Here is a 19,067-nt window from a genome sequence, read left to right as displayed (position 1 = left end):
TATAAATTATTGATATAAATAAAGAAAGTATTTGCTCTAATCGTTTTTGTGAATACTTTGAGTCTTTGTGTTTCGTTCTGTAGAACAATTGTGCTCATATCAAAACCAAACCTTTGGTTTCCACTAACCGAACTCTGACATGTCATGTATGAAAAAACGGACAATTGATTGGTATAAATTATATAAAGGAGTCGGTATGGAATTCACAGAACAAGACAGAGATGCGTTGTATCAAACGTGGATGTCACAAAAATCGAGAATGCGAATTACGCAGATGGAGTTTTCAAAAAAGCTAGGGATGAACCAGCTTGATTTCTCAAATGTACTGCGAGGGGAGACGCCATTGACCATGTCTTTCATCAGTCACTTTTGCCGTTTACTTCATTTAGAACCTAGAAATGTGTTCCCTTCACTTAAAGAAGGTAATGAGTCTGGACCTAAAGTGGTGTATTTGAAAAGTAGAATGAGTGTTGATGGCGAGATTCAAAACGCTTATATCGAAGGAAATCAGGTGATTGTAGAGTATGCTCATACCGTGCAGCATGACTAATTTTAGAGCTAGCTCTGAGTTTTAACCCCTTTTTCTACAATCTTCTCACATAGGGTATGGCATACTTAGTTGGATTTTTCTATTTAATGTAAGTGCGCTATGAAACCTTTAAAACTTCTCTTGCTTGTTACAACCAGCATTTTTTTGTTTGGTTGTGCAGGCGGTCCAATTAAAACCGCAACCAAGTTCACCAGTTATGAAGATTTTCAGCCAGGTCCTGACGGTGGTGTTGACTTAGTTTGGGCCAGAATCGGTCTGCGTGACGCACAGCGTTTGAAATCCAAGTTAGATGATTACGATTCTGTAGTGATCGACCAAATTTTTGTTTTGGCAGAAGAAGGTTCGTTAGAGCAGGACGAAATTCAGGTGCTCACTACCCACATGGTTGCGCGTTTGGAAGAGAAAATATCGCCTCATAAAACAATCGTCGATGAGCCTACGGGTAAAACATTACGCCTGAGTATCGCTCTGAGTAACGTTGAAACGCCCAACCCGATCTTAGCTGTAACGAGCAGCGTTCTGCCGTTTGGTCTTGCGATGTCAACCATATCTAAGGTGACAACAGGAGAACACACTAATGTTGGGAGTGCGAGTGTAGAGTTGTTGGTCAGTGATGCTCAAGAGGGTACTCCATTATTTGCTGCAATCGACCGAGAAGCGGGGAATAAAGATTTTTCAACCATGATTGATTCGCTAGATGATGCCAAAGATGCGATCAACTATTGGGTTGAACGTTTAGGTGATACTCTACAGAACATAGATGACGCATAGAAAGGCCGAATAGTGCTAGAGAAAGAGAATCTGATTAAGTTGGCTCGAATGCAGATGCCATTTGGAAAGTACGCGGGTCGTACACTGATTGACTTACCTGAAGAATATTTGCTGTGGTTCGACAAAAAGGGATTCCCGTCAGGCGAACTAGGCGACTTATTAAAATTGTGCCTTGCTCTCAAAGTTGAAGGGCTTGATAGTGTCGTCAAGCCATTGAAAAGAATGTAATTAAACAAAAGCTCACGCTGATAACGTGAGCTTTTTTGTTTTTCAGTTCTACACAATTTCACAGGAATGGTGAAGCTTGAAGAATTACTACTCTTGCTTTCCTATAAATTACGCAATCGATAACGTGTAAATAATGTTATACGGGGTGTTTTAAATATAAAACACAAAAAAAATTGCGTTTATTTTCAATTAGTGATTGAAACTAGAGTTTTTACTAGTTAAGTTACAGGGAACAAGAAGATTAGTGCTGATAGAAAGTGACGTGAGACAACGTACATTCAGCTCAAGGATAGAAAAAAGGAAGAAGTAAGCAATGTTCCAGACTGATGATGTAAGAATTAACAAAGTAAAAGAGTTATTACCACCTGTTGCTGTTTTAGAAAAGTTTGCAGCGACAGAAATTGCTTCTTCTACAACCTTTGAAAGCCGTAAAGCGATTCACAATATTTTAGAAGATAGTGACGATCGCTTGCTTGTAATTGTTGGTCCATGTTCTATTCATGACACAGAAGCTGCTCTTGAGTACGGCAAGCGTTTAAAAGTGCTGCGTGACGAACTCGGCGATAAGCTTGAAATCGTAATGCGTGTTTACTTTGAAAAACCACGCACAACGGTAGGTTGGAAAGGTCTAATCAACGACCCGTACATGAACGATACGTTCAAACTAAATGATGGCCTTCGTTTAGGACGTAAGCTACTGCTTGACCTAACTGACATGGGCATGCCAACGGCAAGTGAATTCCTAGATATGATCACGCCTCAATACGTTGCTGACCTAATCAGTTGGGGTGCAATTGGCGCACGTACGACAGAATCTCAAGTTCACCGTGAGCTGGCTTCAGGCCTATCTTGCCCAGTTGGTTTTAAGAATGGTACTGATGGCAACATCAAGATCGCAACAGATGCTATTCGCTCTGCTAGCGCTTCTCACCACTTCTTATCGGTAACTAAGTACGGTCATTCAGCTATTGTTGAAACAGCAGGTAACCCTGATTGTCATATCATCCTACGTGGTGGTAAAGAGCCAAACTACAGCGCAGAACACGTTGGTAAGATCAAAGAAGAGCTAGCAGCTTCAGGTCTTCCACAAAAAGTAATGATCGATTTCAGCCACGCAAACAGTTCTAAGCAGTTTAAGCGTCAAATGAATGTATCTGATGACGTAAGTGCACAAATTTCTGGCGGCGACAAAGCTATCTTTGGTGTGATGATCGAGTCTCATCTAGTTGAAGGTCGTCAAGACCTTGTTGATGGTAAAGCAGCAACTTACGGTCAATCTGTTACTGACGCATGTATTGGTTGGGAAGATACTGAAACAGTACTTCGCCAGTTGGCAGACGCTGTTGAAGCTCGCCGTAACAAATAGACCAATTACAGTCAGCGACTAAGCTACTGAAAATTCAAAGCCCTTATTAGCAATCGTTAGTAAGGGCTTTTTTATGGTTTTTAGTTGAAAATTGGAAGCACCTTGTACTCTTAAATGAGAAAAGACAGTAGCTCGTTGACTTTAAATGATAACAAAGCTCTATCTTGTTTGGTCTCAACGTTAAGGCGTATTAATGGTTCTGTATTCGATTGTCTTAGGTTGAAGCGCCATGTTCCCATATCCATACTGATACCGTCTGTATGATCGATCTCAACGGCATTATCTCGGTAGTGCGATAACACGCAAGCCATGACCTGCTCGGGGTCTGAAACTTTGCGATTTATCTCTCCGGAAGAGGGGAATTTCTGCATACTGGTACTCGTCAATTGATGAAGAGATTGTTGAGTCTTCGACATCAGTTCGATAACCAGTAGCCAAGGAATCATCCCTGAGTCGCAATATCCAAAATCACGAAAATAATGGTGTGCGCTCATTTCTCCACCATACACTGCGTTTAACTCTCGCATTTTCTCTTTGATCAAAGCATGTCCAGCTTTTACGCCAACAGCGTTTCCACCTAGTCTTTCTGCGATCTCTATTGTATTCCATGTTATGCGCATGTCGTGCAGTACAGTTGCATTAGAGTCTTTTAGCAAGAAGGCTTCGGTTAGCAGACCAACGATGTAGTAACCTTCAATGTAATTGCCTTTTTCATCGAAGAAAAAGCAGCGGTCGAAGTCTCCATCCCATGCAATTCCAAGGTCTGCAGAATGTTCTAAAACGGCATCTCGAGTGGCTGCTTGACTCTCTCTAATCAAAGGGTTTGGAATACCATTGGGGAAGTCTCCATCGGGCGTATGATGAACCTTGACGAAAGTGATAGAGGCACTGAGTTTGTTAAATTTATTCTCTAAAGCATCAATGACATGTCCTGCGACGCCGTTTCCTGCATTAACTACAATCTTCATTGGCGAAAGCTTAGAAGGTGATATATAGGAGAGTAGGTGGTCTACATAAGGGGCGAGAATACTAGTCGGTCTACTAGAGTTACTTGGTTGCACATAAACGAGCGGTAAATTGCTGTTTAGCTCTTGTTCGAGTACTTCAATGCGTCGTTTGATTTCATCTAAACCACTGTTTTTACTAATAGGGCTAGCGTCTACACCGACCAATTTCATGCCGTTATAATTGATTGGGTTATGGCTAGCTGTAATTTGTATTCCGCCAATCGCTTTTAGGGAACGTGTCGCAAAGTAGACTTCTTCTGTGCCAGTCATACCTAGGTCTATCACGGTAATCCCTGACTCGATTAAGCCTTTGGTCATGGCTTCTTGTAATGAAAGAGACGTTTCGCGGTTATCACGACCAATCACCACTTGCGCCAAGTCATCGAATGAGGTTTCAGGCGTAGCGGACAGGACATATTCGCCAAATGCTCTACCCAGCAGGTAAGCAAGGCGCTCATTGATTTGTTTACCAATGATTCCTCGGATATCGTTATTTTTAAAGCAGCTGAGCTCTAAATTCTGTTTCATTCTATTGTGGCTGCTCTAGTTCGATTTGTTGATTTGAGGTGAGCTAGATTGTTTGCTCCGCCCGTAACTATCTTGATATCGAATAATGTCGTCTTCACTCAAATGGCTACCGGTTTGTACTTCGATCATTTCGAGTGGAGTGTCCCCTGGGTTCTCTAGGCTGTGAATATGGCCTAAAGGGATGTAAGTGGATTGATCTTCTTCAACCAGATAGGTTTTCTCATCGTTGGTCACTTTCGCAGTACCCGCCACGACTACCCAATGTTCCGCTCTATGGTGGTGCATTTGTAACGACAACTTGTGACCGGGTTTTACGGTGATACGTTTAACTTTGTCGCGCTGGCCTAGATCGATAACATCGTATTTACCCCAAGGTCTAAACACCTCACGATGATGCAAATGTTCTGTGCGACCGGCTTGATTCAGTTGACTGACAATCGATTTAACACCTTGAACCTTGTCTTTGTTCGCAACCAATATAGCGTCTTTGGTTTCGACAATAATGAGGTTCTCGACACCTACCGTCGCAACCAGCTTGTTTTCAGCGTGGATGTAGTTGTACTGAGAATCGACAGTTAACACATCGCCTTCAATCACATTGTTGTGTTCATCTTTATCACTGACATCCCAGATTGCAGACCATGAACCAATATCATTCCAACCAACATCCATCGGGATCACCGCAGCATCCGACGTTTTTTCCATCACGGCATAGTCGATAGAGTCGCTCGGGCTGCTTTGGAATGCTTCGGCGTCAATACGGATAAAATCGAGGTCGGTGTTTTGCGTTGTGAGAGCGAGTTTACAGGCCGTTAAGATCTCTGGACGATGTTCAGCAAGTTCTTCAAGGTAGCGTGATGCTCTAAACATGAACATACCGCTGTTCCAGAGGTATTGCCCTGAATTAACGTATTGTTCTGCGGTTGCTAGATCTGGTTTTTCAACGAAACATTCAATGGCAAAAGCATGATGGGAGAGTGGCTCTCCTTGTTTTATATAACCATAGCCAGTTTCTGGTACATTTGGAGTAATACCAAAAGTAACCAGTTTACCTTGTTTTGCGTATTCAACGCCTCTTGCCACCGTTTGCTGAAATTCAGCTGTTTTTACGATGTGATGATCTGCAGCCAGCACTAATAATATTGGGTCAGATTTATGTTGTTGGCTGCTGTTCGAGTGACCTAAAGCCTGTAACGCAGCTAGTGCGATGGCTGGGGCTGTATTTCTACCTACAGGTTCTAACAATATTCCACTGTGTTGGATATTGGATGCTCGAGCTTGTTCTGCGGCAATGAAGCGATGCTCTTCATTACAGATGATGAGCGGGGCATCGCAGTTACTATCCGTTAAGTACTCATCAAGACCTTGCAGTCGTTGAAGTGTTTGCTGAAGCATGGACTGCTTGCCGGCAATATTGAGAAATTGCTTAGGGTAAAGCTCGCGAGATAGTGGCCAGAGACGACTTCCGGAGCCGCCAGCTAGAATGACAGGTACAATCATAGAGTGGTAATTGGGTGCATTGGAAGACTGGCACCATGTTACCACGCTTCACCTTTTTTGCTTATCGCTAAGAAATTTACTTAACGATAAGCAATATAGGTGTGCTTATTGATGCGCTTCTGGATTGGACATGATCATAGCTTGAGCTTCGCTAAAACTTTGAGGATCAATCTTGAGTGTTTGTGTTGGGAATGCGATATCCGCATTGTGTTTATGGATGATCGCTAGCACCTGTAACAGAACATCTTGCTTAACTTCATGGTATCTCACCCAGTTGACCGTTTTTGTAAAGGTGTAGATAAAGAAATTAAGCGTTGATGGCCCAAATTTATCAAAGTTAACGATCAGCGTCTGTTTGGCATCAATATCTGGGTGCGTTTCAAGCATGGCTTTTACGTCATCCACAATAACAGCCAACTTGCTTGCGTCTTCGTAACGAAGCCCGAAGGTTTCATTAATTCGGCGGTTTAGCATTCGCGATGGATTCTCCACCACAATGTTACTGAATACCGAGTTTGGTACGTACAAAGGACGTTTATCGAAGGTGCGAATAATGGTCATACGCCAGCCTATACGTTCGACAGTACCTTCAATTTGGCGGTCAGGTGAGCGAATCCAGTCTCCGACTTTAAAAGGGCGGTCGAAGTAGATCATCATGCCACCAAAGAAGTTCGATAGTAGATCTTTTGCTGCCAAACCAACGATTAAACCACCCACACCACCAAAGGTGAGCAAGCCTGACAGGCTGAGCCCAAATGCCTGCATGATCGTCAGGCCGCCCATAACCATAAAGAACAGACGAGCTACTTTTGCAATTGCTTGTACTGTGGTTTCATCTCTGTTTTTCTGCTCTAAGATGTACGCTTCAGCATTGGTGATCATTCGTAAGGTGAACCAAACGAAGGTACATATGATCAATATGTGCTTGAGCGTTTTTAACCAGTTGATTTCGTTGCCAAATTGGTCTTGAAGGATCAACCCGATAGATACGGTCGCGGGCCAACACCAAAGTAACGTACTGACAGGGGTTTTCAGTGCCTCTAGTAGCAGGTCATCCCAGTGAAAGTGGGTTCTCTGTGCCAGAACTTCCAAGCGATTATGGATAATTCGCCAAGCTACCCAAGCGAGAAAACTTGCAATAGTGATGAATAGGACGCTGTTTGCCCAATCACTATGGCTCTGGTTGATGTAGGTTTGTACTTGGGTTATGAATTCATTCATTGTGTGTGCTGCCGCAGAAATTATGAATTGGAAATTAGCAGAAACTCGAGTTGTTCTCTACCTTTATAAATCAAGCGATTATGGCAATAGTATAACCTTATTATTACAGAACTAACTTTTTTTGAGATAGAAACTAATGTAGGTTTGGCTATCCCGTATAATTAAAATTTCTAAACAGGATTTCAAATGAGCGACAAACAATATGCAGTTATCGGTTTAGGGCGTTTTGGTCTGTCAGTTTGCAAAGAGCTGCAAGGTTCAGGGGCGCAGGTATTAGCCGTCGATATTGATGGAGAGCGAGTGAAAGAAGCAGCGGCTTTCGTTTCACAAGCTATTGTTGCGAACTGTACGAGCGAAGAGACGGTTACAGAGCTAAGGCTCGATGATTACGACATGGTCATGGTGTCGATTGGCTCTGATGTTAACTCCAGTATTCTAACCACTCTGGTGGTGAAAGAGTCAGGCGCAAAAGCCGTCTGGGTGAAGGCGAACGATAAATTCCACGGCAAGATCCTCTCTAAGATTGGGGCTGACCATATCATCATGCCAGAGCGCGATATGGGTATTCGTGTTGCACGTAAGATGTTAGACAGGCGCGTTCTGGAGTTTATTGACCTTGGCAGTGATTTGGCCATGACTGAAATTGTTATTGGTTCAAAACTCTTGGGTAAGCAACTTCGTGACTTGAAGCTTTGCAAAGAGGTAGGTGTCGAAGTTCTTGGATTTAAGCGCGGACCTAATCTCACTAAAGCACCTGAACTGGATATTAGTTTAGAAATCGGAGATGTGGTGATCATCGCTGGGCCTAAAGAGACCCTATCTAGAAAGCTACGTAATTGGTAATGGGAACTTGTAATAGGGTAACAGTATGAATTCGTTTCAGCGAAAAGGTACTTTCTACACACTCACAAGAGATGAAAAGCCGCGTAAAGGCTCTGAACCTAAGATAATCCTGACCAGCTTTTTGGCGGTTCTTATTCCCTCGGCCATCTTACTAACGATGCCCGTATTTTCTGTCACAGGGCTCAGTTTCACAGATGCATTGTTTACTGCGACTTCTGCAATCAGCGTAACAGGGTTAGGAGTCGTTGATACGGGCGAACACTTTACTTTGGCCGGGAAAATCTTGCTGATGTTCTTGATGCAAGTGGGCGGGTTAGGGCAGATGACCTTGTCTGCGGTGCTGCTCTATATGTTCGGTGTTCGGTTAAGTTTAAAGCAACAAGCATTGGCGAAAGAAGCATTAGGGCAAGATCGTAAGATTAACCTGCGTAAGCTAGTAAAGAAGATCATCATCTTTGCGTTAATGGCGGAATTTATCGGCTTTGTATTGCTTTGTTTCCGATGGGTTCCTGAAATGGGATGGGCAACAGGCAGCTTCTACGCACTGTTTCATGCGATATCAGCATTCAATAACGCGGGTTTCGCTCTGTTCTCAGATAGTATGATGAGCTTTGTTGACGATCCATTAGTGATCTTTACCTTAGCGGCTCTGTTCATTTTTGGTGGCTTAGGCTTTACGGTGGTCGGTGACTTATCGAGTAACTGGCGTAAAGGCTTTCGACATCTGCATCTACACACCAAGATTATGCTAACAGCGACACCGACTCTATTGTTGGTCGGTACGGTGATGTTTTGGCTTTTGGAGAGGAATAACTCAGCAACCATGGAGGGGTTATCGACTCAAGGGCAGTGGCTGGCAGCGTTTTTCCAGTCGGCGAGTGCTCGTACTGCTGGCTTTAATAGTGTGGATTTGTCTCAATACACTCAGCCTGCATTGCTGGTGATGATTGTTTTGATGTTGATTGGTGCAGGTTCTACCTCAACGGGTGGTGGTATTAAGGTTTCGACCTTTGCGGTTGCCTTTGTCGCGACGTGGACGTTTTTACGTCAGAAAAAACATGTAGTGATGTTTAAGCGAACCGTAACTTGGCAAGCGGTAACAAAGTCATTGGCCATTATTGTGGTAAGTGGGGCGTTATTAACCACCGCGATGTTTCTGTTAATGCTTACTGAAAAGGCTGCGTTTGATCGAGTGATGTTTGAGGTGATTTCAGCCTTTGCAACGGTAGGACTGACGGCTGGATTAACTGCGAATCTGACTGAGCCAGGTAAATACATCATGATTGTTGTTATGGTGATCGGCCGTATCGGTCCTTTAACGTTAGCTTATATGTTAGCTCGGCCAGAACCTTCTTTGTTGAAATACCCAGAAGATACGGTGTTAACGGGTTAATAATGCTAACAGGCTAGAGTTAATCCTTCTTGTTAGAGCGTTAGAAAAACGAAAGCCAGCGATATGCTGGCTTTGTTGTTTATGAATAGAATTCTGTGGAATTGAGCCTTTAGCTAGCCCTCAAACATCTCAACGTATTCTTCGTAGCCTTCTTCCGCTAATTTATCCGCTGGGATAAAGCGCATCGCAGCTGAGTTCATGCAGTAACGCAAACCTGTCGGTTTAGGACCATCTTTAAATACATGACCTAGATGAGAATCTCCAAATTTACTACGGACCTCTGTTCTTGGGTAAAGCAGTTTGTAGTCAGTAGTGGTTACTACATAAGCTTCGCTGATTGGCTGTGTGAAGCTCGGCCAGCCTGTACCTGATTTGTATTTGTCTTTTGACGAGAACAAAGGCTCACCGGTGACGATATCAACGTAAATACCTTCTTGCTTGTTATCCCAGTATTTGTTGTCAAACGGGCGCTCTGTTGCATCGTCTTGTGTTACATCGTACTGCAGTGAGGTTAGTTTCGCCTTAATCTCAGCATCAGACGGTTTAACGTAGGTCTTAGCGTTTGCTGTCGCATTTTTGCTGTCGATGATCTGGCGGATAGTTTGTGGGTTTTCCTTTCTATCATCACCGAAGATTTTATCTAAATATTGATCACGACCGGAAGCGTAACGGTAATAGTTATAACGAACCTTGCTCTTTTTGTAATAATCTTGGTGGTAACCTTCGGCAGGCCAGAACTTTTCAAACTTAATCAGTTCTGTTTTTAGTGGAGCACCAAAGATCTTAGCTTTGTCGATTTCCATCATAAAGTTCTGAGCGACGTCTTTTTGCTCTTGATTATGATAGAAAATAGCAGGTCGATATTGAGGGCCTCGGTCTACAAATGAGCCTTTGTCATCGGTTGGATCTATGTGTCTAAAGAATTGGTCAAGAACCTGTTCGTAGCTGACAAGATCTGGATTGTAAGTCACGTTGATGACTTCGATGTGACCAGACTTACCTGAAGATACTTGTTTATAAGTGGGGTTTTCTAATTCACCACCAGAATACCCAGAGATAACGTCGGTCACGCCTGTCAGTTTTTCTAGGTCGGACTCTGTACACCAAAAACAACCACCAGCCAGTGTCGCGATTTCATTTTTACCTGAATCAGCCGTTTTATCCATTGTATTGGCAGTGCCAGTCTGGCTTACAAACAGCGAAATCAGTGGCAGTACGACTACGAGTGATACCAATATTTTAGATAGTTTATTCATAGATACCTCATCTTGACGTTTTTCTTATTCAATTTTGAATGTACGAATAGAGACAGGTTTTAGATGAAAAAAATTGCATCGTTCACAAAAAATATGTCGCCGAGAACATCTTGCTCATAAATGCCGCCAGTAGTAGGGTGTCAGTATTGATATCCAATAATAGATACTGATGGCGGTTATCGTACATCTAAGGAACCACATGCAAGCAGAAGTTAAATGGGTCGAAGGCTTTAAATTCCTAGGTCAATCTCAATCAGGTCACTCTGTCGTGATGGATGGAAGCGGCGGTGCTACTGCGCCAAGCCCGATGGAAATGGTGGGGTAGGACCGAAATTTAACATTTGGTGATAAAGACTTACATGTCTAATGTAACCTTTACATTTTAAAATGTTTTTTGTTTTTAAATCAACAGCTTAGTTTCGGCAAGGTCTGATTCCTATAAATCCTCCCTGATGCCTCTTTCGCATTTCTTAGATTAGCTTCAAGTACTCAATACATCCTTATAACCTTTAAGTCAGACACTATACAGCATATTTTAAGCTTAAAATTGATGTACCTCTTTGTAGAGAGCAGCAGACATCTATCTCTTATTCGGTATAATCAGTGAGTCCTAACTTAACGTTAGGTTAAACTCGAAATTTAGGTGTAATGATTAATGTCAATTTTATCCTCAAAAACCAATAGTGAAGAAGATTTCATTGAACTGGGTAAACTGGTAAAAGAAATACCATGGTTGGCTAAAAAAGACTATGAATCTTCACTTCCTGCGTTATTCAATACATATAACACAGAGTCAGAAAGAGTAGTGTTAAAAGAACTATTTCGCCGATTCACTCATCATGAAAGCGATGATCGTTTAGAGGCAAATGATTTGCTGATCAACATCATAAGCGAACATAATTTTAAACCCAATGATACCGTATTTGTCGCTACATCCGATGGTAAAGAGTCCGATGGCTCTCAATCTGGCTTATATCAAATAAAGTCGCTACTTGGCAGGCAGGAGGCGGATTGGAAAGAACGTAACCTTCTTCCAGTATTGGATGAGAGCTATGATAGGATTCATCAGGCAGGTATGAAGAATATAGTTGTTTTTGATGACTTTATTGGAAGTGGCAAGACAATAGTGAACAAAGTTAACACTTTGAAAGCTGAAATGAATAATCGAGGTCAGAAGCAAAGGAAGTATTTTGTATTCTCGTTTGTTGGAATGAAATTTGGTGTTGAGTATGCAAGGGATGAACTTGGCATAGATATTTATTGCCACACAGAACTAACAAAGGGAATTGTAGACCACCCCAATTCTCAGGAAATTAGAAAAGAAGTTCTAAATATGGAAATGTCGTTATTACCGAAGTGGAATCAGTTAAAAATATCAGATTTTAGTTTAGGTTATAAAGAATCAGAAGCTCTCTATCAGTTATATATGTCAAACTGTTCTAATAATGTTCTTCCTATTTTTTGGTGGAAATATGATGACAATAAAAATTTCAGAAACCCAATGTTTGGTAGGTTAAGATAAATGAATCCATCACATGTGAAAGTCGCCATTGATTTTCTGAAAGAAAAAAATCAGGCTTCATTATTTGATCTTCATAATAAGTTTCGTCTAACTTATACCGAGTCAGCTAAGGTTATCAACTATCTCAATGAGAAGAAAATGGTTAGTTATGATGGGTATAACTTTTCTTTAAACGATGATATCTCTCTTGAAAGTATTTCAGATTTATATAATACAATTAGGTTTAGAAGCCTTAGCCTTGAGTGTTCAATAATAGCAGGTTATAAAGAATCATCACTGGGAATATATGATTTATATGTTCCAAATCTAAATAGGCTTGATGATTCCTTACTTGTTGACTCGTGAGAAAAATTTGATAATATTCAAACGCTACTCACCGTTAGTTAGAGCGGGTGATTCGCCCGCCATCAATAAGGCTCACTTTAACCTCATTGATTCTCTACCGGGTTTCGTGACGGTGGGTAGCTTTACATATCACACATCGATAGAGAAGCTGCATTGATGATGGAACAAAGTCGTTGGTTTAAGTTTTTTATAGAAAATGATTTAAGCAAATCACAAGCAAAGGTTCTGGCTGAATATGCACAAACACTTGAGTTAAAATCACTTCCAGTGATCTTTGAACTCGAACACTTATCCAAACTTCTGGGTGTGGAATTATCATTACTGAGCCGAATTTGCACACTTAATGAACGGTTTTATAGGCTGTTTAATTTGGCAAAGAGGCATGATGGATTTCGTCATATTGAATCACCTTATCCCAAGTTAAAATATATTCAAAGATGGATAAACGATAATATTCTTTCCGCTCTGCCCGTCCACAATAATGTATTCTCCTATTTGCAAGGTAAATCTCATATCAGTAATGCAAAAATGCATATTGGCTGCAAACAAATGCTTAAGTTGGATTTGGTCAACTTTTTTGGTCATATAAGTATAAGCCAAGTTGAGAAAGTTTTTATTGATTGTGGGTACACTGAAGATTTAAGTAATAAATTAGCTAAGATTTGCACATATTATGATCACCTTCCCCAAGGTGCTCCTACAAGCCCTGCATTAAGTAATATTATTTTTTATGACTTAGATAGTGTTTTTTATGATATTTCACAATCAAATGGTTTAACTTATACTCGATATGCTGATGATCTATTTTTTTCGGGCGATAATATTACAAAAGATGTTATAGATGATATCTTCTCTCATTTAAAAGATCATGGTTTCAGTATTAATGATGATAAATCAAGACTTGTGAAAGACAATCAAAGAAAAGTTGTTACTGGTCTCGTAGTTCAATCTGATGCTATTAGAGTACCTAAAAAAATGAGAAGGAAATTCAGGAAAGACTCATACTACTTAATTAAGAATGGTTATGATAACTTAGGTAATGAGAGGCTGTTTGAACTTTTGGAAGTCGATGAATTAATCGGTATTGGTAGTTATATTAAAAAAGTAGAACCCCAAAATACCTATGTTTCTGAGGCTTTATGTGAATTAAATAAAGTTAAAAAGAGTTTAATGGCTTCGGCTTCTACAACTTAAGTTGCTTTAGGTATTTGTGCGTTTACATGGCGAAAATATTCGCAGGCTTATCTTAAATTATTTCATGTCCACATCTGCTGCAAACGGTCAATCTGCCCATTTTTCGAGGTTTTCCTATGTTCATACACTTTCGGCAAATTGAGGTGCTGCCAATAGATTTGACCGACATTGGTAAGGCGGATAGTTTCTGGCTTCGATGAGTTTTCTCTTTGTAGTTTTTGGGAGCATGAAAACTTGAATACGAGCGTTCTAACTTATCAAGTCGCTCTTGTGCATCTCTTTCCTGTTGTAAGGCTATTTCTCTGGCTCGCTCTCTTTCTTGCTGTTCGATCTGTTGTCTAAGCTTTTCATCATTAATTTGTTCGATTACCTGCATTCTTAATTGTACAGTATCTACGAAGTACGTTTTTTTAGTAGCTTCATCAAAACTAAGCATAGAGAAGTCCACTATTTCCGAAACCCACTTGTGAGCGATGGTTAATTCCTCGGTCATGTAAGGTTGTCGGTAGTAGCATTTCATGACCAGTTTACCGTTAAGCTCGGATTCATGGTTTGCCTCATTGTCCAAAACGAATACGTTAGCTTTATTGGCATATGCTATGTCGAGAGTTGTGAATTTTTCAGAGTCAAAGTCAAGAAATACCAAGTGATATAGGCATCATTGTTTTTATAGAATTCTTCTCGACTAATGATAACGTCAAGGAACGTTGTCGATACTTGAAGTTCGAATACGACTTCTCGGTTATCCGAAGCTAAACGAGCTGAAATATCAGGTCTACGCCAGCGTTTGGCTATACCAACAGGGTTCTTTTCTCGGAATGTTTTTTCTATATGAATCTCATCAGAGAATAGGGGATCTGAACTTAGCAGTTCCGCTAACCTTTGTTTACCCTCTTTGTGTTGTCGTCCCTCTTTTTGACCGTTGTATTTCATCGCTTGAATCTCTTCCATTGTGAGATTCGTGGTAGTTTTGATTGGGCAGTCTTCTGAGTCTTTTACGTGAGCAAAGAATGTGGTTCTTTGCGGTGTGGCTCTTAAAACTACGGGTTGAAAACAAACATTACAAAGAGCCAATGGGTTTGTTTTTCTGTTTTTGGCGATTGCGGTTCTGAATTGGAAGTATTCCTGTTCTTCACAAGAATCCAAGAACTCATTAGCATCAATTACCTTATCTTCCTGAGTCAAAAATACAGCAGTCATGTTCCTCATGGACGGCTCCTATACTACCGAGTATTAAAATTAATTATGCTCATTGTTGATTATTGTATGAAAGCACAGAGTTCAAGAGTATGAGCTGCGTCAAATACAATTGTGATGGTTTGATACTTATGGATTTATGTCTCTAAGTTATTTGATTTCATCGACATGGGAAACAAGTTTATAATCATATGCAACATGGATGCTTAGGTGAAAAAATGAAGATAATACTGGTAGATGCTGAGAATGTAGGCCTGAAAGGGGTGGAGAAGATTGCTCCATCTGTATCTGATAAAGTTTTTGTCTTTTCAAAGTCAGATAACATAGAGCAATTTTGTGAGAAAGAAATGTATCAGCACATCTCAGATTATCCATCAGGAGCTAACCAAGCCGATTTTTGTATTATTGCGTACCTAATGAGATTTCTGACTCACTATGACCTTAAAGCACTCTCGCAAGTAGTATTTGAGCTTCATAGCAATGACTTAAATTTAATCTCCGCATTTCAGTATCAATGCAATAGGCTTAGTGTTAAATCGGAATCTGTTCAGACGAAAGAAAGCTCAAAAGTTGTCGCTTTGCCTGTTGAGCAGAAAAAATCTAAGGCTGATAATGCCGAAGAACGGTTGTACGCTGCTTTATCTAAGCCAAGAGCCTTAGATGAAGCATTGCAGAAAGAGTTACGCTTATCACGACAAGTTTTTACAAAGGCTATCAACGCTCTTTCATCAAGTAATAAGATCGTTCGATCTGCTGAAACAAAGAAGAAATGGGTTCAACGGTAGGTTTAGCCAAATACAGTGGTAAACTAAATACCATCGGTAAAGAGCAAATAGATAGAAGCCACTCGATAGAGTGGCTTTGTTGCATAAAGTAGGAAATAAGTATTATGAAAGCAGAAGTAACGTGGATCGAAGATTTAAAATTCGTTGGTAAAGCTGATAAAAAACAAGAGATTATCTTTGGTGCAGGCGACAGTACAATTGTTTCACCAATGGAAATTGGCGAGTAGGACCAAAATTTAACATTTAGAGGGGGAGTTTACATCTTAGTGTTACTTTAAATAGTACATATTTTCATTTAAATCAATAGCTTAAAGTTTGGAGCTATTCGTTAATCCCTTTGAAGTATCTTTTGCATTGCTTAGATTACCCTTGAATATTCAATTTTTCCATTCAGATATTGAAAGTGTCCATAGGCATAAATTTTTAAATAAATTACAGGTTCACATATGATAAATAACCACTCAACCGAGTGGTTATGTTTTTAATATGAAGAGGTTAAAAATATTGGAGATTGCTTCTAAGGTGAATCAGCGTAGAAGCTACCATTTGCCTTAGCTTCAATTGACTTAACATTATCTATTAAATCTTCGAATGAATAAGGCAGTTCAGCTTTAGGAAACATATCAGCCATGCTTTCCCAATCCTGTTTATACTTATCCGTCATGTTTTGATTCTGAGGGACAAGGATTAACGGTCCTTTTAAAGCTGTTGAACATGAATCAGCGTGCCATTTGTAGTAGACATCACAAAAGTTAACCACAACTTCGAACAATGCTTTATTTGTACACCATTCTGGGAATTTCGAATCAATTTCGACAATATCATAAAGATGTCGAGCATGTTTATCAGCTAAGGACTCTTTCACATGGTTCGTGTGTATTGCGAACATCTTTTCTAAAATTGTTCTTTCAGGAGACAAGGTTAAAACATCAAAACCATCATCTAAAAGATCTGGTATAGCCTCGCCCAACATATGATTAAGCTCAATCAATTTGTCTGGATGATTATCAGAACGCCCACCAGTTTCGAGCAAAACTCTTTGTTGAGCAGAACTTCCATATTCATCCTCGTTTAGAGCTTTTGGGTAGTATATTGCGATGTTGAGTGGTGCATCGGATTCAATCTCAATTTTGACTTCTGTATCCAGAGCTTGTAAATGTTCAGTAAGTTGGTCAATGAGCTGTTGCTTTATTAACTCTTCAGCTTTTGTATCGATTGCTATAGCTGCGGTTTGTCTGGCTTTCCTACTGGTTATTTTCTCTAAATCAATAGGTTCACACTCAATGAGGTTTAAAGAAAAAGATAGGTCTATATCTTCAGACATTCTATTGATTAAGCTGTAGCCTTTAGAAAGACTCGTTCCACCTTTAAAGAGAAATGGCTTATCACATTTATCAGAAAAAGTAGGTGCAATCTTTGTGTAGAGAATGTTTAAAGTTTGCGTAACCCAATAATCTTTTTCGATTATGTACGCAGGAAGGTTACTCTCATGTTGCTCTTCTGCAACCAATAGTGCTTCTCGTTTCTCAGAAGCAGATAGCTCTAAAAATTTGCTCAATTTAATGTCCTAATTCACTTTTTGCCCAATTCATCGATGGCGGAAGAGCTTGTAAGAATTTTTTTCTAACATCACTGCTTAACGTTTTGTTAAACCGTGAAATGTACTTACTTCTATAATCAGAAAACCTATCCTTGCCTATGTAATGTAGTGCACTCCAAAAAATAAAAGCTTGTTTTTTCTGCGCATTATCACTGACTTTTAGGTACTTTGAAAAATGATCAAGTGCTTTACTATATTCAATTTTGATATTGACGGACTTAAGGTCGGCTCTGATACGCTCTGTCATTATGTAACTCCTGACCATTGGGAGTTGTGTTGATAAGCCTAAAGCGTTGACTGCCGCCGCCCCCGACACTACATATTCAGCATGTTTTTTTCTGCTGAGAGCTTTGATTAGTTCTTGTGTATCAACAGGAAGAGTACCAAAACGACTTTTTTGGGGTTTGTAATAGACTCCACGAGATAGACGTTTTACTAACTTCATTTCAACGCATCGACTGAGTGCTGTGACTGCTGCTCGGTTTGATTCAAGTCTTGAATTTTTCATGAAATCATCAAGCGTAAATACACGGCCATATCGTTGGTGCATGATATAGCTGGTTACTTGCTGTGACACTGACATAAAAACCTCCTTAATAATCTATTTGAGTATATCGATTTTGTGACTTATTGCCACTTATTTAATGAGAGTTGTGTAACCTATTGCCACTTAAAACTCACAGATTCAGAAGCAAAATTTCTAAAGTTAGTTGTGAACACTGTGGTGTTAATTCTTAAAGATTTAGGATTTAACTTATGAACAACCACATGATTTAAAAGAAGTTATCGTAGAAATAGCTCGAGCAAGGTATAATTTGAAAGAATATGTTTGTTGATGGGAGTTTGAGATGAAGTATGAACAACTGGTAGAGTTTTCACAAAAAGCTGATGAACTCCTGCTATCAGGTGATTTAGAAGCATTGCAACACTACGTAGATGAACACGAAGAAAATGGCTACCAATTTGACTCAGCATTTTATGAAGCTCACTACTATTATGCATTGGCTAATTGTTATTCTGCTTTATACCACCCTTTAACGTCCAAATGGTATTCACAAGAAATGGTGAAAGTAGCTGTTTGCTACCGAAAAGCATTAGCTATGATAGATAGCGTTGATGCTTCACCAAATACCATAAAGTTAAAATCGATGATCTGTACCAACTTAGCCAATCATCTTTCTTCACAAGGTCGAGCACTATGTTGTATTGAACTTTATGATGAAGCAATACGATTAGACAATAATCCAGTTGCCTATGTTGCAAAGGCTCGAAATGCACTGTTTATAGCAGATTCTATCTATGATTCAGGACATAGAGAATACCATTACTATACTGCTGCTAAGTTGTTAGAGGAACTCGAACCTTTTGAAGAATTGCTTGAACCAGAACAACGTATCCCAATTGAGGAGGGTGGACGGCTTCATCATTTTAGAAGCTGGTTTCTCGGAAATTATGAAGATGATTCATTCAATTATTTTGATGAATTTGAAGAACAATTTGAATCTGATAAGCAGAGGGGTTACTTAGCTTGGTGTGCTGAAAATCGATTATTTATCAATGATTTAAATGATGTATGTAAGTCTGAGATAGTGTACCAAGATGTACTTGGTTTATCTTCATTTACGCAACGCTTTAACGATCTGCTAACCGAAACGGATAAACTGACTTATCACGGAAACTACGATGAGATTAAAAATGATTACTGTCGGCGTTTTTCAAGGTAGTTGTCATCATTCGCTTGTTTACTAAGCAGCTTCTCTT

20 protein-coding genes and 1 pseudogene are annotated in these 19,067 nt (G+C 40.0%); 13 read left to right on the top strand and 8 right to left on the bottom strand.

All coding sequences use genetic code 11. The features are described 5' to 3' along the window. The first annotated feature begins 196 nt into the window (after window positions 1-196). The 4 genes from ACED45_RS06505 (at window position 197) to aroG (ending at window position 2,915) form a co-directional block, all read left to right on the top strand. Window positions 197-550 (top strand): hypothetical protein, encoded by a 354-nt coding sequence (locus ACED45_RS06505; protein WP_048659090.1) that lies wholly within the window; start codon window positions 197-199, stop codon window positions 548-550. A 99-nt stretch (window positions 551-649) separates the two neighbouring features. Next, window positions 650-1,321: a DUF3313 domain-containing protein gene (locus ACED45_RS06500; RefSeq protein WP_146490065.1), complete on the top strand. Its 672-nt coding sequence runs from the start codon at window positions 650-652 to the stop codon at window positions 1,319-1,321. Window positions 1,322-1,333: 12 nt separating this feature from the next. Continuing rightward, window positions 1,334-1,549, top strand: coding sequence for a DUF3820 family protein (locus ACED45_RS06495; RefSeq protein ID WP_017075825.1), 216 nt, complete (start codon window positions 1,334-1,336; stop codon window positions 1,547-1,549). A gap of 313 nt (window positions 1,550-1,862) precedes the next feature. Continuing rightward, on the top strand, window positions 1,863-2,915 hold the full coding sequence (gene aroG / locus ACED45_RS06490) for a 3-deoxy-7-phosphoheptulonate synthase AroG (protein ID WP_060981594.1): 1,053 nt from the start codon (window positions 1,863-1,865) through the stop codon (window positions 2,913-2,915). Between the two features lie 110 nt (window positions 2,916-3,025). On the opposite strand, the gene ACED45_RS06485 is transcribed toward aroG, so the two are convergent. From ACED45_RS06485 to ACED45_RS06475, 3 genes are all read right to left on the bottom strand, one after another. Then, window positions 3,026-4,450, bottom strand: coding sequence for a phosphomannomutase CpsG (locus ACED45_RS06485; protein WP_371713547.1), 1,425 nt, complete (start codon window positions 4,448-4,450; stop codon window positions 3,026-3,028). A 15-nt stretch (window positions 4,451-4,465) separates the two neighbouring features. After that, window positions 4,466-5,950 carry a mannose-1-phosphate guanylyltransferase/mannose-6-phosphate isomerase gene (locus ACED45_RS06480; RefSeq protein ID WP_371713599.1) on the bottom strand — a complete coding sequence of 495 codons (1,485 nt, stop codon included), beginning with the start codon at window positions 5,948-5,950 and terminating at the stop codon, window positions 4,466-4,468. Window positions 5,951-6,055: 105 nt separating this feature from the next. After that, the gene (locus ACED45_RS06475) at window positions 6,056-7,171 is read right to left on the bottom strand and encodes a mechanosensitive ion channel family protein (protein ID WP_371713546.1); all 1,116 of its coding nucleotides are present in this window, start codon (window positions 7,169-7,171) and stop codon (window positions 6,056-6,058) included. A 186-nt stretch (window positions 7,172-7,357) separates the two neighbouring features. Here ACED45_RS06475 and ACED45_RS06470 point away from each other — a divergent pair, with 186 nt between their 5' ends. Beyond that, on the top strand, window positions 7,358-8,014 hold the full coding sequence (locus ACED45_RS06470; RefSeq protein WP_371713545.1) for a potassium channel family protein: 657 nt from the start codon (window positions 7,358-7,360) through the stop codon (window positions 8,012-8,014). A 25-nt stretch (window positions 8,015-8,039) separates the two neighbouring features. After that, on the top strand, window positions 8,040-9,407 hold the full coding sequence (locus tag ACED45_RS06465) for a TrkH family potassium uptake protein (protein ID WP_371713544.1): 1,368 nt from the start codon (window positions 8,040-8,042) through the stop codon (window positions 9,405-9,407). A 113-nt stretch (window positions 9,408-9,520) separates the two neighbouring features. On the opposite strand, the gene msrB is transcribed toward ACED45_RS06465, so the two are convergent. After that, a complete protein-coding gene (gene msrB / locus ACED45_RS06460; RefSeq protein WP_285953482.1) occupies window positions 9,521-10,663 on the bottom strand; it encodes a peptide-methionine (R)-S-oxide reductase MsrB in 1,143 nt (380 codons plus the stop codon). A 199-nt stretch (window positions 10,664-10,862) separates the two neighbouring features. Here msrB and ACED45_RS06455 point away from each other — a divergent pair. The 4 genes and pseudogenes from ACED45_RS06455 to ACED45_RS06440 all read left to right on the top strand — a co-directional run. Next, a pseudogene (locus tag ACED45_RS06455) lies at window positions 10,863-10,982 on the top strand (OsmC family protein); the annotation flags it as partial. Window positions 10,983-11,318: 336 nt separating this feature from the next. Continuing rightward, window positions 11,319-12,185, top strand: coding sequence for a phosphoribosyltransferase-like protein (locus ACED45_RS06450; protein ID WP_371713543.1), 867 nt, complete (start codon window positions 11,319-11,321; stop codon window positions 12,183-12,185). Continuing rightward, a complete protein-coding gene (locus ACED45_RS06445; RefSeq protein ID WP_371713542.1) occupies window positions 12,186-12,530 on the top strand; it encodes a hypothetical protein in 345 nt (114 codons plus the stop codon). A 156-nt stretch (window positions 12,531-12,686) separates the two neighbouring features. Beyond that, window positions 12,687-13,724 (top strand): reverse transcriptase family protein, encoded by a 1,038-nt coding sequence (locus tag ACED45_RS06440; RefSeq protein WP_371713541.1) that lies wholly within the window; start codon window positions 12,687-12,689, stop codon window positions 13,722-13,724. A gap of 52 nt (window positions 13,725-13,776) precedes the next feature. Here ACED45_RS06440 and ACED45_RS06435 read toward each other — a convergent pair whose 3' ends face one another. Continuing rightward, on the bottom strand, window positions 13,777-14,217 hold the full coding sequence (locus ACED45_RS06435) for a hypothetical protein (RefSeq protein WP_371713540.1): 441 nt from the start codon (window positions 14,215-14,217) through the stop codon (window positions 13,777-13,779). 104 nt (window positions 14,218-14,321) lie between these two features. Beyond that, window positions 14,322-14,933, bottom strand: a complete 612-nt coding sequence (locus tag ACED45_RS06430; protein WP_371713538.1) for a DUF6035 family protein — start codon at window positions 14,931-14,933, stop codon at window positions 14,322-14,324. A gap of 206 nt (window positions 14,934-15,139) precedes the next feature. Between ACED45_RS06430 and ACED45_RS06425 the strand changes: the two genes are divergently transcribed. Together ACED45_RS06425 and ACED45_RS06420 are read left to right on the top strand one after the other, a co-directional pair. Continuing rightward, window positions 15,140-15,706 (top strand): hypothetical protein, encoded by a 567-nt coding sequence (locus ACED45_RS06425; RefSeq protein ID WP_045600110.1) that lies wholly within the window; start codon window positions 15,140-15,142, stop codon window positions 15,704-15,706. A gap of 104 nt (window positions 15,707-15,810) precedes the next feature. Next, window positions 15,811-15,933: an osmotically inducible protein OsmC gene (locus ACED45_RS06420; protein ID WP_371713537.1), complete on the top strand. Its 123-nt coding sequence runs from the start codon at window positions 15,811-15,813 to the stop codon at window positions 15,931-15,933. 290 nt (window positions 15,934-16,223) lie between these two features. Here the strand turns inward: ACED45_RS06420 and ACED45_RS06415 are convergent, their stop codons facing one another. Both ACED45_RS06415 and ACED45_RS06410 read right to left on the bottom strand, forming a co-directional pair. Further along, window positions 16,224-17,264: a nucleotidyl transferase AbiEii/AbiGii toxin family protein gene (locus ACED45_RS06415; RefSeq protein ID WP_371713536.1), complete on the bottom strand. Its 1,041-nt coding sequence runs from the start codon at window positions 17,262-17,264 to the stop codon at window positions 16,224-16,226. Between the two features lies 1 nt (window position 17,265). After that, complete coding sequence (locus tag ACED45_RS06410) at window positions 17,266-17,889, bottom strand: DUF6088 family protein (RefSeq protein ID WP_371713535.1); 624 nt, start codon at window positions 17,887-17,889, stop codon at window positions 17,266-17,268. Between the two features lie 265 nt (window positions 17,890-18,154). Here ACED45_RS06410 and ACED45_RS06405 point away from each other — a divergent pair, with 265 nt between their 5' ends. Then, on the top strand, window positions 18,155-19,030 hold the full coding sequence (locus tag ACED45_RS06405; protein WP_371713534.1) for a hypothetical protein: 876 nt from the start codon (window positions 18,155-18,157) through the stop codon (window positions 19,028-19,030). The last annotated feature ends 37 nt before the right edge of the window (window positions 19,031-19,067 follow it).

The organism is Vibrio crassostreae (assembly GCF_041439375.1).
GTDB classification, from domain to species: domain Bacteria; phylum Pseudomonadota; class Gammaproteobacteria; order Enterobacterales; family Vibrionaceae; genus Vibrio; species Vibrio crassostreae_D.
Note: the sequence above shows the minus strand (reverse complement) of the source record. Positions and strands in the feature narration are given on the sequence as shown.